Origin of the sequence: uncultured Thiodictyon sp., assembly GCF_903828115.1 — a bacterium.
GTDB lineage: Bacteria > Pseudomonadota > Gammaproteobacteria > Chromatiales > Chromatiaceae > Thiodictyon.
Map to the genome: position 1 here is coordinate 1 of NZ_CAIKKU010000574.1, position 16,604 is coordinate 16,604.

The 16,604-nt window shown below is 67.9% G+C and carries 12 protein-coding genes; 4 read left to right on the top strand and 8 right to left on the bottom strand.

Annotated features, from left to right (window positions below; genetic code table 11):
* Positions 1-487 precede the first annotated feature (487 nt).
* The 4 genes from QZY48_RS21590 (at position 488) to QZY48_RS21605 (ending at position 6,092) form a co-directional block, all read left to right on the top strand.
* A complete protein-coding gene (locus QZY48_RS21590) occupies positions 488-1,315 on the top strand; it encodes a carbon-nitrogen hydrolase family protein (protein WP_295435025.1) in 828 nt (275 codons plus the stop codon).
* A gap of 216 nt (positions 1,316-1,531) precedes the next feature.
* Positions 1,532-2,977 (top strand): metalloprotease TldD, encoded by a 1,446-nt coding sequence (gene tldD / locus QZY48_RS21595; RefSeq protein WP_295435027.1) that lies wholly within the window; start codon positions 1,532-1,534, stop codon positions 2,975-2,977.
* Positions 2,978-3,027: 50 nt separating this feature from the next.
* Positions 3,028-4,377 carry a metalloprotease PmbA gene (gene pmbA / locus QZY48_RS21600; protein ID WP_295435029.1) on the top strand — a complete coding sequence of 450 codons (1,350 nt, stop codon included), beginning with the start codon at positions 3,028-3,030 and terminating at the stop codon, positions 4,375-4,377.
* Between the two features lie 56 nt (positions 4,378-4,433).
* Positions 4,434-6,092, top strand: a complete 1,659-nt coding sequence (locus QZY48_RS21605; protein WP_295435031.1) for an FAD-dependent oxidoreductase — start codon at positions 4,434-4,436, stop codon at positions 6,090-6,092.
* Positions 6,093-6,226: 134 nt separating this feature from the next.
* Here the strand turns inward: QZY48_RS21605 and rlmJ are convergent, their stop codons facing one another.
* The 8 genes from rlmJ to QZY48_RS21645 all read right to left on the bottom strand — a co-directional run bounded on the left by rlmJ (position 6,227) and on the right by QZY48_RS21645 (position 16,362).
* Positions 6,227-7,069 carry a 23S rRNA (adenine(2030)-N(6))-methyltransferase RlmJ gene (rlmJ, locus tag QZY48_RS21610; protein ID WP_295435033.1) on the bottom strand — a complete coding sequence of 281 codons (843 nt, stop codon included), beginning with the start codon at positions 7,067-7,069 and terminating at the stop codon, positions 6,227-6,229.
* 3 nt (positions 7,070-7,072) lie between these two features.
* The gene (locus tag QZY48_RS21615; RefSeq protein WP_295435035.1) at positions 7,073-7,570 is read right to left on the bottom strand and encodes an RloB family protein; all 498 of its coding nucleotides are present in this window, start codon (positions 7,568-7,570) and stop codon (positions 7,073-7,075) included.
* The gene (locus QZY48_RS21620) at positions 7,560-8,870 is read right to left on the bottom strand and encodes an ATP/GTP-binding protein (RefSeq protein ID WP_295435037.1); all 1,311 of its coding nucleotides are present in this window, start codon (positions 8,868-8,870) and stop codon (positions 7,560-7,562) included. Before QZY48_RS21620 ends, QZY48_RS21615 begins: the two co-directional genes overlap by 11 nt.
* A gap of 61 nt (positions 8,871-8,931) precedes the next feature.
* The gene (locus tag QZY48_RS21625; RefSeq protein ID WP_295435039.1) at positions 8,932-9,882 is read right to left on the bottom strand and encodes an alpha-E domain-containing protein; all 951 of its coding nucleotides are present in this window, start codon (positions 9,880-9,882) and stop codon (positions 8,932-8,934) included.
* A gap of 356 nt (positions 9,883-10,238) precedes the next feature.
* Positions 10,239-11,684: a circularly permuted type 2 ATP-grasp protein gene (locus QZY48_RS21630; protein ID WP_295435041.1), complete on the bottom strand. Its 1,446-nt coding sequence runs from the start codon at positions 11,682-11,684 to the stop codon at positions 10,239-10,241.
* Positions 11,685-12,077: 393 nt separating this feature from the next.
* Positions 12,078-12,461, bottom strand: coding sequence for a hypothetical protein (locus QZY48_RS21635; RefSeq protein WP_295435043.1), 384 nt, complete (start codon positions 12,459-12,461; stop codon positions 12,078-12,080).
* Between the two features lie 113 nt (positions 12,462-12,574).
* Entirely contained in the window at positions 12,575-13,681 is a 1,107-nt protein-coding gene (locus tag QZY48_RS21640) for a M35 family metallo-endopeptidase (RefSeq protein WP_295435045.1), read from the bottom strand.
* Between the two features lie 299 nt (positions 13,682-13,980).
* Positions 13,981-16,362 (bottom strand): glucan biosynthesis protein, encoded by a 2,382-nt coding sequence (locus tag QZY48_RS21645; RefSeq protein WP_295435047.1) that lies wholly within the window; start codon positions 16,360-16,362, stop codon positions 13,981-13,983.
* Positions 16,363-16,604: the final 242 nt, after the last annotated feature.

Here is a 16,604-nt window from a genome sequence, read left to right on the forward strand (position 1 = left end):
CCGACCTGCGGCGGCGGCTCGCCCAAGACCTCGGCGGCGAGGGTTTCGGTATCGCTTGCGCGGATCCTGGCAAACCGACACAAAATCCGCTGATCGCGGCGGTTATGAAGCTTGTGGCGTAATTGAAAGCAGGAAACTTCAGTGGTGAACTCCGACGCCGCGTTCCCAACGCGGCCCGTCGCGGCTGAAGCCGCTCCCACAGCGTCGCTGCGCGACTTTCACGGCGCCGGACCGTCAGGCCGCTGCCGCCGGGCGCCGCAGGCAGTGGCGTCATGTGCAGGCCCTTAATGTCCATGCGGGTGAGGAGCCTCTGTCACGACGGCCGCGGGAATGCTATGGTTTATCGACCAGCGACAGCCCGGGCGCGCCGGGGGCCTTGATTGTCGTTCCGGCCGCGACCGGTGATCGGCGTAGGGTGCGCCGCGCGCACCTTGGGGCGGGACGACGATCGAGGCCGCACCCGAATCAGTGGGGGAAAAGCACAACGATGAACAGGCCCAAGGTGGCGGCGATCCAGATGACCAGCGGCACCGGCGTGGCCGCCAACCTGGCCGAGGCCGAGCGCCTGATCCGGGCGGCGGCGGCGGACGGGGCTGGGCTGGTGGTCCTGCCGGAGAACTTCGCCCTGATGAGCAAGGGCGCGGACGAGCAGCTCGCCCTGCGCGAGGCCGACGGCGCGGGGCCGCTCCAGTCCTTCCTGGCCCGGGTGGCGGCGCAGGCGCGGGTCTGGCTGGTCGGCGGGACCATCCCGCTGGCGGCGACGGACCCCGGGCGGGTGCGCGCGGCCTGTCTGGTCTTTGATGACCGGGGACGGCGCGTCGCCCGTTATGACAAGATCCACCTCTTCGATGTCCATGTGCCCGGGGCGGACGAGCACTATCAGGAGTCCGCCGCCATCGAGCCGGGCGAGGCGGTGGTCGTCATCGACAGCCCCTGGGGTCGACTCGGCATCGCCGTCTGCTACGACCTGCGCTTCCCGGAGCTGTTCCGGCGGATGCAGGAACGCGGTCTTGAGGTGCTGGCCCTCCCGGCGGCCTTCACCGCGACCACCGGCAAGGCCCACTGGGAGACCCTGGTGCGCGCGCGGGCGATCGAGAACCTGGCCTTTGTGGTGGCCGCGGCCCAGGGCGGGGTGCATCCCAACGCCCGGGAGACCTTCGGGCACAGCATGGTGGTGGACCCCTGGGGTCAGGTCCTGGCCCAGCGCCCGTGCGGCAGCGGCTTCGCCGCGAGCGAACTGGACCGGGAATTTCAGGGCGCGGTCCGCCGCAATTTCCCGGCGCTCGAGCATCGGCGTTTGAAATGCGGGCCTTGAGCCCGCACGAAAGGGGTAGCAGTGAGGCAATGACACGGGAATTTCCGGTTGGCTTGCGAGCGCAATGAACGTCCAGTCTTCCGGTTTTTCCTGTAAAATTCCGTTAATCCTCGCACATGACCCATCGCCGGTTGCGACCCTCGACGCCTGCCCGCGCACCGCGCGGCGGCTCGCTGCGACGCGCGGCCCCGCCAGACAGTGAGTCGACTCCCCGCTATGAATGATCCCATCGCCATCGCCCGCAACAGCATCCTGGTACCGGCCGGGCTCGACGATCACCACCTGGACCGGCTGCTCGGCCTGCTCGCGGGCTCGCACCTGGACGCCGCGGACATCTATTTCCAGAAGAGCCGGCTGCAATCCTGGGTGCTGGAGGACGGCATCATCAAGGACGGCAATTTCAGCATCGAGCAGGGGGTGGGGATTCGCGCCGTCAGCGGCGAGAAGACCGGCTTCGCCTACTCCGATGAACTGGAGTACCCGGCCCTGGCCCAGGCGGCCGAGGCGGCGCGCGCCATCGCCCGGGCCGGCAGTGAAAAGCGCGTGCGGATCGGCCATGTCCAAGCCCAACGCCGACTCTATGAGCCCATCGACCCCCTGGAGAGCCTGCCCGACGAGGACAAGGTGGACCTGCTGCGCCGCGTGGACGCGGAGGCCAGGCGCCAGGACCCGCGGATCAAGGAGGTCAGCGCGAGTGTCGTCGCCGTGCAGGACACGGTGCTGGTGCTGGGCGACGACGGGACCCTGGCGGCGGACGTGCGCCCCCTGGTGCGGCTCAATGTCAGCGTGATCGCCGAGGACCAGGGCCGCCGCGAACAGGGCGGGAGCGGCGGCGGGGCGCGCACGGATTTGGGCTGGTTCCTGGTCGAGGACCGTGCCATGGAGTTCGCGCGGGAGGCGGTGCGCCTGGCGCTCACCAACCTGGAGGCGGAACCCGCCCCGGCGGGGAGCATGACCGTCGTCCTGGGCCCCGGCTGGCCGGGGGTGCTGCTGCACGAGGCGATCGGTCACGGCCTGGAGGGGGACTTCAACCGCAAGGGGACCTCCGCCTTCGCCGGGCGCGTGGGCGAGCGGGTGGCCGCCCCCGGGGTCACGGTGGTGGACGACGGCACCCTGCCCGGGCGGCGCGGCTCGCTCAACATGGACGACGAGGGCACGACGACCCAGTCCACGGTGCTGATCGAGGACGGTATCCTGCGCGGCTACATGCAGGACAAGCTCAATGCCCGGCTGATGGGGGTCAAGTCGACCGGCAATGGCCGGCGCGAGTCCTACGCCCATCTGCCCATGCCGCGCATGACCAACACCTATATGCTGGCCGGCACCCGGGACCCGCGGGAGATCATCGCCTCGGTGCCGCGCGGACTCTATGCGGTAAACTTCGGCGGCGGTCAGGTGGACATCACCTCGGGCAAGTTCGTCTTCTCCACCAGCGAGGCCTATCTGATCGAGGACGGCAAGATCGGGCGGCCGGTCAAGGGTGCCACCCTGATCGGCAACGGGCCGGACGTGCTGACCCGCGTCAGCATGATCGGCAACGACCTGGCGCTCGACACCGGCGTGGGCACCTGCGGCAAGGAGGGCCAGAGCGTGCCGGTGGGCGTGGGTCAGCCGACGCTGCGCATCGACAGCCTCACCGTCGGCGGTACCGGCTCCGAGTGACCCGGAAAAAGCCAATCGAGCCCGCTTCATTCAGAGTTTGCAGGACCCCTATGAGCATTACCTCGACCGAGGACACCGCCGAACGCCTGGCGCGGTTGGAACAGACCATCGAGCACCTCCTGGCGGAGGCCAAGCGACTCGGGGCGAGCGCCGCCGAGGCCTCGGTCGGCAGCAGTGCCGGGCTGGAGGTCGGGGTGCGCCTGGGCGAGGTGGAGACTGTCGAGCACACCCGTGACAACGGGCTCGGCATCACCGTCTATTTCGGGAACCGCCGCGGCTCCTCCAGCACCACGGATCTCAGCCCCGACTCCTTGCGCGCGGCGGTCAAGGCCGCCTGCGCCATCGCGGTGCATACCCAAGAGGACCCCTGCGCCCACCTGGCGGACGCCGCGCTGATGGCCCATGGGATGCTGGATCTCGACCTCTACCACCCCTGGCCGATCGGGGTCGAGGAGGCGATTGCCATCGCCGCCGAGTGCGAAGACGCCGCCCGCGCCTTCGACCCGCGCATCGTCAACTCCGAGGGGGCCTCGCTCAGCGCCCATTCCGGCCTCCAGGTCTACGGCAACAGCCACGGCTTCGTCGGCGGCTATCCGAGCACCCGCCACGGTCTCTCCTGCGCCGTCATCGGTGAGGAGGGCGACACCATGCAGCGCGACTACTGGTGGACCAGCGCCCGTGCCGCGGCCGACCTGGAGCCCGCCCGCCTGGTCGGGGAGCGCGCCGCGCAGCGCACGGTCGCCCGCCTGGGGGGCCGCCAACTGGGCACCTGCAAGGCCCCGGTGCTGTTCCGGGCGGAGGTAGCCACCGGGCTGGTACGCAGCCTGGTCTCGGCCATCTCCGGCGGCAGCCTGTATCGGCGCGCGAGCTTCCTGCTCGACCACTTGGGGGAGCGGCTCTTCCCGGAGTTCATGCGCATCCACGAGGAGCCCCACCTGCCCCGGGGCCTCTCCAGCGCCCCCTTCGACAGCGACGGCGTGGCCACCTGGGCCAAGGACCTGGTGAGCGAGGGGGTGCTGCGCACCTATGTCCTGGATGCCTATTCCGGCTGTCGGCTCAAGCTCCCCACCACCGGCAATGGGGGCGGCGTGCGCAATCTGGTCGTCGCCATGGGCGAGCGCGACCGGGCGGGCCTGCTCGCACTCATGGGCACCGGGCTCTTCGTCACCGAGTTGATGGGCCACGGGGTCAACGCGGTCACCGGTGACTATTCCCGCGGCGCGGCCGGGTTCTGGGTGGAAAACGGTGAGATCGCCTACCCGGTGGAGGAGATCACCATCGCCGGCAATCTCAAGTCGATGTACGCGGGCCTGGTGGCGGTGGGCAACGACTGCGACTTCCCGGGCAGCACCCGTACCGGGTCCTGGCTGATCGATGAGATGACCATCGCGGGGCAATAACCCAACCGCATCGATCGGCCGCGGCCGGGGACCAACGCACCCCAGGAATCCTGACTATGGCCCATACCCCCCTCTACCGCACCCTGCTGCGCGCCCTGTCCGCGGCGCGCCGGGAACATTCCGCGGCAGCCGGGCCGGCCGCGCCCGGGGCCGCTCGACCGGGGGCGGCGGGGTGGAGCCGCCGTCAGTTCCTTGGCCGCACCGCGGTCCTCGCGGGGTCCGCGCTCGCCCCCACCCTGGCCCCGGGCCTGTCCATGGCCGCCGCGGACCTCGCGCCCCAGACCCCGCCGCCGGGGCCGGCCCACAGGGTCGCCGTGGTGGGCGGCGGGATCTGCGGTCTGCACGCCGCCTACCGCCTCCAGCAGGCCGGGGTGGACGTGGTCCTGTACGAGGCGAGCGGCCGCCTGGGCGGGCGCATCCTGACCCGCACCGGGGCGCTCGGCGACGGCCTCGTGACCGAACTGGGGGGCGAATTCATCAACTCCGACCACACGGACATGCTGACGCTGGCCCGCGAGTTCGATCTACGGATCTTCAACCGGGCGGAGTGCCCGGCCAGCCGCCGCTTCCCCAACACCGCCTATCTGTTCGACGGGGCGCGGCGCACGGAGGCCGAACTGGCGCGTCTGCTGGGGCCACTGGCTGGCCGGATCGGGGTCGACGCCGCCCTGCTGGAGGCCGATCCAGGGACCCAGCTCCCCGCCGTTGACCAGCTCTCGGTCACCGCCTACCTGGACCGCCACGCCGACCTGATCCCCCAACCCTGGGTGCGGACCCTGATCGAGGCGTCGATCCGGACCGAGTTCGGCCTTGAGCCGCGGCTGGCCTCGGCTGTCCAATTGCTCTCCAACCTGTCGGCGGTGGATGGCGAGTCGGTCGAGATCCTGAGCCAGAGCGACGAGGCCTACTGCATTCAAGGCGGCAACGGACGGCTCATCGCGGCCCTGTGGGCGGCCCTGGGTGAGCGGGTCCACACCGGCCACCCACTGGTTTCCGTGCGCGCCGGACCGGGCGAACCGGTGCGCCTGGGCTTCCAGGACGGCCGCGAGGTCGAGGTCGACCAGGCGGTCATCGCCATCCCCTTCACCGTCCTGCGCTCGGTCAGGATCGAGGCGCCGCTGCCGGCGCTGCTGCGGCGCGCTATCGCCGAACTGGGGCTGGGCCGCAATGAGAAGGTGACGGGCGCCTTCTCCCAGCGTGTCTGGCAGCGGCCCGACGGCTTCGTCGGTCAGGCCTGGACCGACCTGGGGTTTGCCGAGGTGTGGGACGCGAGCCAGGCCCAACTGACGCGCCCGGACGGCGCCTTGACCTACTTCCTGGGCGCCGATGAGACCGCCGCCCTGGCGGCGCAGGGCAACGACGCCCCGGGCAAGGGCCGCGCCTTCACCGAGCGGCTGGAAACCTGCCTGCCGGGGGTCCGGGCGGCCGCCACCGGTCGCTATATGCGCAGCGCCTGGACCCGCAACCCCTATTCGTTAGGGTCCTACACCAGTTACCAGCCCGGCCAGTTGAGCACCTTCGGGGCCTTGCGCTGGACCGAGCCCACGGAGCCCGGCGCGCGCCGGGAGGTGCGCTTCGACAACCTGGTATTCGCCGGCGAGCACCTGAGCGACGCCTACTTCGGCTACATGAACGGCGGCGCCCAGACCGGGCGGCTGGCGGCGGAGTCGGTATTGCGGGTCGCGGCGGCGCGGGCTGGGGTGTCGGATCCTTGACCCCAAAAAAACTATTTGCCGGCAAATGAACGCAAATTAGGATAAAGGTCCTGCGGGACCGCGGCTGAAACCTAAGGACCCCAGGGGCCGCGCAGGGTCCGCTGTGCGGACCGAGCGCCCTGCCGAATCGAGGGTCAAGGCGCCGGAACCAACCAGGTAAGCCGGGTCTCGCCGGATCCCGCGACCCGCAGCCGGTCGAGCAGCCCGGGCAGCAGCCGCGCCAGGACCGCCTCCAGCCCCCAGGGGGGATTGACGATCACCATCCCGGACCCGTGCAGGCCCATGGGACCCCGGTAGGGCAGCACGCCCAGCTCTGCACAGAGAATGGCCGGGATGCCGAGACCCTGCAGGCGGTTGAGAAATCCCAGACTGGGTTCGCGCTCGATGATCGGGTACCAGATGGCGACCACCGCGCCCGCCCAGCGCCGCTGTATGGTCTTGAGCGCCGCGGTCAGGCGCGCATACTCGCCCGGCATCTCGAAGGACGGGTCCATGAGCACCAGACCGCGCCGCTGGGGCGGCGGCATCAGGGCCGTTGGCGCCTCATAACCATCCCGGAAATGGACCGCCGCCTGGGGGTCGCCAGTAAACTCCGCACGCAGGTCCAGGTGGTCCGCCGGGTGCCGCTCGCACAGAATGAGCCCGTCGCCCGGCCGCAACAGGGCGCGCGCCAGGTGCGGCGAGCCCGGGTACCAGCGCAGGCGCCCGTCCGGGTTCAGGGCCCGCACCAGGTCCAGGTAGGCACCCAACTCCGGTCCCGCCGGGGCCTCCCAGAGCCGGCCGATACCGCCGTCGAACTCCCGGTTCTTGAGCGCACTGTCCGACTCCAGGTCATAGAGCCCCGCCCCCGCGTGGGTATCGATCACACAAAAGGGCTTGTCCTTGAGTCGCAGCGCAAGGCAGATCTGCACCAGGAGGGCGTGCTTGAACACGTCCGCGAAATTACCGGCGTGGAAGGCGTGGCGATAGCCGAGCATGGGTTAGCGAGAGTCAGTCAGCACGATGCCGTCGCAGCAGCCGAATCGTTCCGCGCTATGGAATCGGTGAGGCGGTAGACGCCGGTGCTGGGGTTGCGGCCGGCCTCTCCTTAGCTCAAAACAGGGGTTGGAGACGGCCAGAGCGATGCCGTTGGCGCCGGCGAGTTGGCGGGCCTCGTTGAGGTTCCGGTTATCGTTCTCGTCCACGTCGAACGCGCACCAGACCTCGTCATAGCCAAGGAAGGCATCAGCCTCACGCCTTGCCGCGGATTCGGCGGCGTCCTTCAGTCGCGTTGCCCGCTCGACCAGCGCCAGTCCCTGACTGCGCTTGACCGGGATATCGATCTGCACGGTGTTGTTGCGTGCCCACCGCTCGAATCCCCGGAAATACTCGGGCTCCGTCACCTCGCCTTCGCAAACGATCAGGAGACGCCGTTTCACCGTCCTGTTCGGCGCACCACGGGCGGGGCGGCGTTTCCGGTTGCGGCGGTCATTCCCCATCCGCTGGCTTCCCGACGCTGACCAGGTCGCCGAGAAACGGGATGGCCCCATAACGACCCTGGAGGTAACCGCGTTCGACGTTCTCATCAGGCTGCGGCTTGTAATCGGTGAGCGGATAGAGGCAGGTGGCGCCATCCGGGTCCTTCTCAGTGAGCCACACCTGATCGCGTCGCAGCGGCGGCTCGCCGAGCATGGTGCCGAGCAGGTGGGTGTCGTGGGTTGTAAACAGAATCTGCGCGTTGTGCCGATTGATTTTCGGATCGTTGAATTGCGTAACGATCTTAAGGGCTAGCACGGGGTGCAAGCTCGCATCCATCTCATCAACGAGTAGCAGACCTCCATTTTCGATGACATCCAGTAGCACATGGCCTATCCAGTACAGGGTGCGCGTACCCTGCGACTCTTGCTCCAGGCGAAGCCATGCGTCCTCCTGCGTATCGCTGTGATGGCGCAACAAGGCGCGAAGCCGCCGTTCGCCCAGCCCATCGCTATTAAGAAAAGCGGGGCCCTCGTCTTTTATCGTCAGGTCCACGATACCCACGTCGGCGGCGCGCAGCAGATCCACAAAGCTCGCCAAGCGTTGATCAATTGCGCCTTCTTCGCTGCGCAAGGACCGCTGTGTCATACGTGTATGCCACGCCTGCTGAGTCTGCCGCATTCGGTGCTCGGACTCCATGTCGAGCGGGGTGGCGTGGCCCACCCTCCCGACATTTACCATACGCAGGTCCCTAAACCAGCCGTAAAGCGGAGCGAGCTGTTGGTGCCGGACCCGAAGGACTGCGGAAAGGAAAAGTGCGTTCGGTCGAGTAATTCCCGCGACCAGCAGGTTTTCCCCATCCAGGCGCTTGCCGAATTTGAACCGGTCCCCGTCTCGCTCGAACCAGACCTGTTTGCGCGAATTCGGCCAAGCGTATAGCCATTCTTCGATAAAGTAGTCGTCGTTGGCCACAAAGCCGTATTGGTAACGCACGCCCTTGACTAATACCGTAACCTCAAAGAGCGAAGGTTCCTCGGACTTGACGCCCCAGGCGAAGGGATCGCGCGGCACCGCGTCTTCCGGTGGCCAGGCACCAAAGGACCGAAGGACGGCATCGCGCATAAACCCTAGCGCAGAGAGAACGTTACTCTTGCCGCTGGCGTTCGCCCCATAGAGCGCAGCCGCCGGAAGCAGTCGTCCGGCAAAGCCCGGAACCTGCCGTGGGCGCGGATCGGTCAAGTCCCCATCGTCCGCGGCCTGCATGGTGAGTGCCTGCTCGTCGCGGATGGAGCGATGGTTTTCGACCCGCAGCTCGATCAGCATCAGCTTGTCTTATTTGCGTTCATTGGCGTTCATTTGCGGACAATACTCTTCCGCACCCGCCTCAGGCCGCTGCCTCCAGGACCAGCGGCGGCGGGAACCAGGTCTTGGCGATCTCCGTGTGCAGGTCGGCGATGGCCAGTTGCAGCTCATCGACATAGGTGTGGAGTTGCTGCTGGTCGAGCCGCCAGGGCTCGGCCGCCTCCAGATTGCGCCGCAGCCGGCCGGAGACCCGCAGCGCCGCCTCGTTGCGCGGCAGCTTCTCCAGGCTTTGGCGGGTGACCTCGATACAGTGGCGCACGGCGCGCGGGAAGTCCCGGTGCTGGAACAGGAAGCGCAGCACCCGCTCGCGCTGCACCCGCACCTGCTCGCTGCGCCGGTAGGCCTGATAGGCGCTGAGCGATTTCAGCACGCTGACCCACTGGATGGTCTCGAAGGGTTGCAGTTCGGTGGTCGTGTGGGGCAGCAGGTTGGCGGAGCGCACATCGACGATGCGGGTGGTCATGTCGGCGCGTTCCAGGAAGCGCCCCAGGTGCAGGAACTCATAGCCCTGGTCGTGGATCATGGTGCCGGAGAGCAGGCCGTTGATTCCCTGGGCGCCCAGGATGATCGCCTTGAGATAGGCGTGGCGTCCGCCCTTCGTCATGCCGCGCTCAAGTTCGTCGCGACCGTAGAGATACAACTCGTTGAGTACCTCCCAAGCCTCCCGCGGAACGAAGTCGCGGATGGTGCGACACCCCTCGCGCGCCGCCGCCAGGGCCGAGAGGATGGACCCGGTGTTCTTGGTGTCCCCCAGCAGGAAGTGCACGACGCTGGCCTCGCCATAGTCCGGGTAGTCGGCCTCGAACTGGGCATTGGCCCCGCTGATATAGACCAGGGGCGCCCAGCCGGGGGCGATGCCCCGCGGCAGGTCCAAGAGCAGGTTGGCGTTGACGGCGACGACCCGGGCGGCATTCTCCGCCCGCTCCACATGGCGGCCCAACCAGTAAATGTTCTCAGCGACGCGCGACAGCATCCGCAAGTGTCCTCTTTGGCAAACAATTGGGCCGGCGCACCGATGCCTTGGCCCAAGGCGACTGAAAAGCCGGGCAGAAACCTGCGCCGCCACCGGTATCTGCAAGCCGGCGGCGAGCACCCGATTCCACCCTGTTCTGCGCATCGACCCCAACGGGGTCGAACATACCAGCCCAGGGCAAGGCTCCGTTAGGTCTCGCACCTAGGGCTTGTCGCGTCGTTGTCGTTGTCGTTGTCGTAATCGAGGTTATCGTAGCGCCCCGGATTCTCTCGCACGCCGAGTTTCATCGGTTTTCCGATTACGATTACGATTACGACAACGACAACGATTGTGCCTAACTTGTTCTCGACTCGTGACTAATCCGGCACGATCCAGGTGTCCTTACTCCCCCCCCCCTGGGATGAATTCACCACCAGGGAGCCCTTGCGCAGCGCCACCCGGGTGAGTCCGCCCATGGTCACCTGTTGGCGGTCGGCCGACAGGATGAAGGGGCGCAGGTCCACATGCCGGGGCTCCAGGTTGCGCCCGACGATGGTCGGCACCGTGGAGAGCTTGAGCGCCGGCTGGGAGATATAGTTGCGCGGGTCCTGCTGGATCAGCCGCGCGAACTGCGCACGCTCGGCCGCGGTGGAGGCGGGACCGACCAGCATCCCGTAGCCGCCGGACTCGTTGGCCGGCTTCACCACCAGCCGTTCCATGTGCTCCAGGGTATAGGCCAGGGATGGTGCGTCCATGCAGCGATAGGTCGGCACATTGGGGAGTATGGCCTCGGCGTCCAGGTAGAACTTGATGATCTCGGGCACGAAGGCGTAGACCACCTTGTCGTCCGCCACGCCGGCCCCGGGGGCATTGGCCAGGGCCACGGTGCCGGCGGTCCAGGCGCGCATCAGGCCCGGCACGCCCAGGGTCGAATCGGCTCGGAAGGCCTCCGGGTCCAGGAACAGGTCGTCGACCCGCCGGTAGATCACGTCCACCCGCTTGGCCCCATCGACCGTGCGCATGTAGACGCAGTCGTCCTTGTCGACAAAGAGGTCCCGCCCCTCCACCAGTTCGCAGCCCATCTGCTGGGCCAGGTAGGCGTGCTCGAAATAGGCGGAGTTGTAGATGCCCGGGGTCAGCACCGCGACCTGCGGATAGTCCGCGGGGCGCGGCGAGAGTGCCGCCAGGGTGTCGAAGAGCTGGGACGGGTAGTCGTCCACCGGCAGCGGGGCATAGTGCTCGAAGAGCTCCGGGAAGACCCGCTTGGTCACCAGGCGGTTCTCCAGCATGTAGGAGACCCCCGAGGGGACGCGCAGGTTGTCCTCCAGGACATAGATGGTCCCGTCCGCGTCGCGCACCAGGTCCGAGCCGCAGATGTGCGCCCAGATGCCCAGCGGCGGGTTGACCCCCACGCACTGGGGCCGGAAGTTCACGGACTTGGCCAGCACCTCGGCGGGAAAGACCCCCTCCTTGATGACGCGCTGATCGTGGTAGAGATCGTCGATGAAGAGGTTGAGCGCCTGCACCCGCTGCTTCAAACCCGCCTCCACCCGGTCCCACTCGGACTTGGGGATGATCCGCGGGATGATGTCGAAGGGCCAGGCGCGGTCGATCGCGCCCCCCTCCTCCGAGTAGACGGTGAAGGTGATGCCCATCTCCTTGATCGCCACCTCGGCCGCCGCCTGGCGGGCCACCAGCTCGTCCGGCCCCAGGTCCTTGAGGTCATCGAGCAGCCCGGCGAAGGCGTTGCGGCCCTGGCCGGGGGCGGCCACCAGCTCGTCGTACAGGTCCTGACAGGGATAGGTGTTCCAGTCGATGCTCAAAGCGCTTCACTCCAGGGCCGGATGACCTGAGACGGCTGCCTCAGGGGTAGGCGGGCGGACCGCGGACGCCGGGGCGGACGACGGCAAGCCTCGGGTGGGGAGTATGCTGGAGCGGGGGCGGGGAAGTCTATGGGTTGCGGGGTCATGGTGCGCAATGCACGCACCCGGGGGAAGCAGCGCCACGCGCGCCCGGGAGCCAATGCGCGGCGGGTGCGCAAAGAGCCCAACCCCGGGGGTCGAGGGTCCGTACCCCGGCGAGGTCGAAATTGCATCGATTTGGGTTACCGATCTCCATCAGGGCAGCACCGCTGGCCGCAATCGGACGCCCCGTCCGACCCGCATCCAAAGGCGCTGTCGAGGACCCTACAACGTGAAAGCACTCGGCGGCCCGATCTATTGGGGAATCTGAATCGGGGGCAGTCGCTTGGCCTTGCGGGGCGCGGGCACCTTCGTGGCGGTGCGGCTGGCGAGATCCACGAGGTAGCGACCGCCGCCTTCGTTTTCGATTTCCAGGGCGCCGCCCCCCGGCGCCAAGCGCAGGGTCTTGAAATACAGTCCGGGGTGTTCCAAGCCGGGTGCGGGATGGCTGTTCAGCTCGTAGACCTTCAACATCCACATCCGCTCTCCGGTCTTGCTGTCGATCGCCACCAAATAGCCGCCCGGCTGGTCGCCGCCGTGGCGGTAGCTGTCCAGGTCCTGCTGGTACCGCACCCCGTCGTGCTCGACCGGGGCGACGGCCGGCGGGGCAGGTCGACTGGCTTGCGGTGCTGGGTTCATGGCAGGGTTCTCCGTGGCAGTGGCCGCTGGGCGGCCGAGTTGAGGGGGCGGCGGCGCCGCGCCTGCGACCGAGGCCAACAGGCCTGCGACGGCAAGACAGACTGACGGTCTGTTCATATGATTTTCAGGGCGGACTTGCGCTCCGCGTCGGTCAGGACTCCGGCGCAGTCGGCGCAGAAAAACGCCCAACTGTCCGCGTTCTTGACCGCGTCGGAGCCGGGGAAGCCCGCATGGGGCCCGATGCCATACCATGCGTAGCGGGTCTGGCCGTTCTTAACGTCCTCGGTGCCGCACACCAAGTGGGTCAATTCATGCACCAGCACCCTGGTCCAGTTCTTACGGCCGCGCAGCACGTTGCCGGCATGGTTGACGAAGAAGGATCGTTCGATGTAAACGACATCCAGCCCTTCGCCATGGCTGCCGAACGTGAACGCCTCCGAGTTCAGAAAGCCTGCCTCCTCGTCGGTAGAGGCGTTGCGCAACGGCACCCAGTCGGTGAGGATCAGGCTGCCCTTGTTCAAGGTCCCGGTAATGTCCTTAAAGCCCTTTGCCAGTTTGTTGATGAACTTGGTCAATTGTGCGTCGGTGGTTCCGGGGTCGCAGAACCAGCGCTTGACGATCGTCAAGGCGGCCGCCTTGCCCTTGTCGCTCTTGCTGCCCGCTGCGGCCAGCACCATGTTGGCCTTGTGGCACCAGGCCAATGAGTACTGCGCCGATTCAGCCAAGTGCTTCTTGCGCGACTCCGAAAACTGTTCGCTCTTGGATTTTAGCAGTTTCTTGACTTCGGCCCCGGTCGATGCCCAAGAATTGAGGTGGACCGACGGCCAGTGCAAAAACGCCTTGGGCAGGGAGTGTATCCAGACGTGGCGGGCACCGCTGGTGTGCAACAGGTAGATGTGCATCAGGAACTTCAACGCCGAGGCCCGCATTTTCTGGTCGACGGCCACGGCGGCTATAGGCTTGTCGGTCCACGCGTTGACCGCCTGGAGGATGCTTTTGTCGGCTGAGAGATGCAGGTGCATCCCGGGCGTCGTACCCTCATCCAACTGACGCCTGAACTGGGTCAGGATGTCCGCCCGGCCAGCGTCGAAGCCTTTGGTGGACATGAGCTTGTACAACGCCTTTACGGTATCTTGCCAGCTTGCATCAAACAGCTTCGGGTCTTTAAACTGGGTTCTGGCGTAATCGTATTGCCATTTGAATTTGATGGTCCAGTCCATAATCGGCCTCTCGCGGTAGCGTTAAAGGGCGGGGACGGCGGCGCCGGGCAAACGCGCAGTGAGCAGCAGAATATGCGCCGGATGGATGTGCCGTCAATGGCCTACGCCGATAATTCTGCCCGCCCGCGGCGTTCGTCGTTGTATCACTCCCCACAACATGCACGTTTTAACACCATCCACACACGGATCCAGTGAACCGGACCAAGAGGTTTGAAGTCCGGCGCGATCTCGGTCCAGGAACCCTTGCCGACCCGGATCGCCCCGGAGCGTCGGCCGCGCGGGCGAAGTCCGGCTGGCTGCTAGGGACCGCCGAGGGGAAAAGCATAGACCGCGCCCGGCGCCGTAGCCTCTTGACCCGCGGCCGGCGGCGCGCCGATCAGCGCGGTGTCGCCGTCGGTGGCGAGCACGGCCCCGAACTGCCCGCCGAACCCCGGGTCCCCCGTCAGTTCGGCCCCCTGGGTCCAGGTCCCGCGCGCGTACCGGTAGACATAGGCGACACCCCGTCCCTGCCGCGCCTGGGGGGCGCCGATCAGGGCCTCCCGGCCGGCGAGGCTCACCGCCGCCCCGAACTGGTCCCCGTTGCGCCGGTCGGCGGGCCACAGGCACTGCTGCCGCGACCAGCCATCTGCGCCCTGGGCATAGGCGCAGACGGCCCCCGCGGCGGTGCGCCAGCCCTGGCCGTGGGCGCGCGGCACCCCTACCAGCAGGCGGGGGCACGAGAGTGCGACCGCGGCCCCGTAGTCCTTCCAGCCGCCCGGCTCGGTGAGCTTGGCGGTCTGGGTCCAGTCGCCGCCGTCGCGCCGGAACAGATAGACCGAGCCTTGCTCCCAGGCCCCGGGGTAGTCGTCACCCGGGGCGCCGACGGCCAGGGTGTCGCCGTCGATGGCGAGTGCTTCGCCGAAGTGGTCCCAGGGCTCCCGGTCGGGCGCGCGCAGGAGCGCCTCCCGGGTCCAGTCCTCGCCCTGGCGCCGATAGACCAGGACCGCACCATAATCGGTCGCGCGCCCACCCGCCCGGTCGTCATCGCCCGGCAGCCCCACCACCAGCGTATCGCCGGCGATGGCGACCGGATAGCCCGGCGTCCAGAAGCTGTAGGTCATGGGGATGGTGATGCGGGCCTGCTGCACCCAATCCTGCCCCCGCCGCACGAACACATAGACAGCGCCATTGGCGGGGGCGCAGATCGCGAGCGTATCTCCGGACATGGCCATGGCAGACCCGAAATGGTCCCCGGGCACACCGTCATCCGGGGTCAGTCGCCGCTCGGCGACCAGTCCATCGGGCGTGCGGCTGAAGAGATACGCCGACCCCGGTCGGCCCAGAATGACCGGGGCGCCCACGGCCAGCGTCTCCCCGCCCGGGGCGACGGCGGCGCCGGTGATCGCGCCCGGCACGGCGCCGCCGAGCCCGAACCGCGGACCCGGCTGGGGCGGCGGCAGGGCCGAGGCGGTGACGGTATAGCTGAAGGTGGCGGCGTCGTCAGCGGCGAGCGGGACCGGCAACTCGTCCAGGAACTCAGCATAGGCGACGACATTGTCCTCCCCCTCGTAGTTGCTCCCATAGGTCATCAATTTCACCGAAAAGGCGAGGTCCGATTGCAGGTCGCCGACCCAGAGGCTCACCCGCCGGGCGTAGTCGGCCGCGTCATAGGTCTGGTAGTGGGAGGGCGTGCGATCCAGTTGCATCAGCCCGAAACAGGGGGCGGGGCCGAAGTCGTGAAAGACCGGCCGCGCGCCGACGGCGGAGACCAGCCCCTGGAGCGGGGCGGCGGCCTGACCGCACACTGTCATGGTGTCGGCGTCGTGGGCCTCGTCCCCGGGATCGGCCGGGGTCTGTGCCTCCCCCTTCCAGAACATGCTGCTCATGGCGATCGGACTGACCAGTGCTCCCACTGGTCCCACATAGCCCGCGCGCGGATAGAACCGCAGCGTCGTCTGCATCCGTGTGCTCAGATCCGCGCTCATCACCGTCTGCATGCAGGCGGTGAAGGGTGCGCTCTCGATGACCCCCAGCGCGGCGAAGCGATGGTAGGGCAGCGGTCGCAGATAAAGCTCCGTGAGCCGCGGCTTGGCCTCGACCTCGCCGACGTTGTAGGCGCTGAGGCGCAGACTGGTGCCGAAACCGGTGTCGAGCCCGGTGAGGCGGACATAGCCGCTGCCCCCGAGGTAGGCGAACTGCGGCCAGGTGGGGGCGGCGCCCCGCCGCGCGCCCAGGTTCACGGCGGTAATGAACCGCGCCGCCGCGGGAATCCGGGGCGGCAGCGGCGGCTCGATGTCCGGTGAGCCATAGTCGAAGTCGGACAGTCGATAGGCCCCGGCGCTGTAGGGGCGCGCCATCCCGGTGGCGAACCGCAGATCGATCGGTTCCCGGTGCACATTGCCGCGCGGGCGCGCCTTGGCCCACAGGAAGCGGTCCTGATAGACGAAGTGGCAGGGCTCGATGCGGTTGTATTCCTCGAAGACCAGGCCCGGGTCCTCCTTGGCCCCGGTCTGCGGCGGGTCGAACAGCGGCAGGGGCACCGACCCGGGCGGGGTGTCCGGCTGGTGCGACCGCTCGAAGGCGCTCCGGCAGACCGCCGCGAAGTCGTCGTCGAGCGCCGGAAAGGGGTTTGCGGCCAGACACTGACCGGGGTCCAGCAGGAGCACGGGCAGGCAGGCGAGGACGAGGCGGTGGGCGGGCACGCGATCTCTCCATGGCGGTGAGGTACTCGATCCTGGGGTACCGACCCGACCGGCACGGCCGCGACCCCATCGGCATCCTTATGCCGGGGGGGAGGCAGGGAGAGACCAAAGGCGGGGTACTGATCGCAGTCGCGGAGCCCCACTGCCATTACGTTAAGCCTCACTTGCAGTCCGGCCCGGCCTGGGAGCGCCGCACCCCAGTGCGGCGCGATCTCGCAGATCACCCCGCCGGTGTGGGTTGA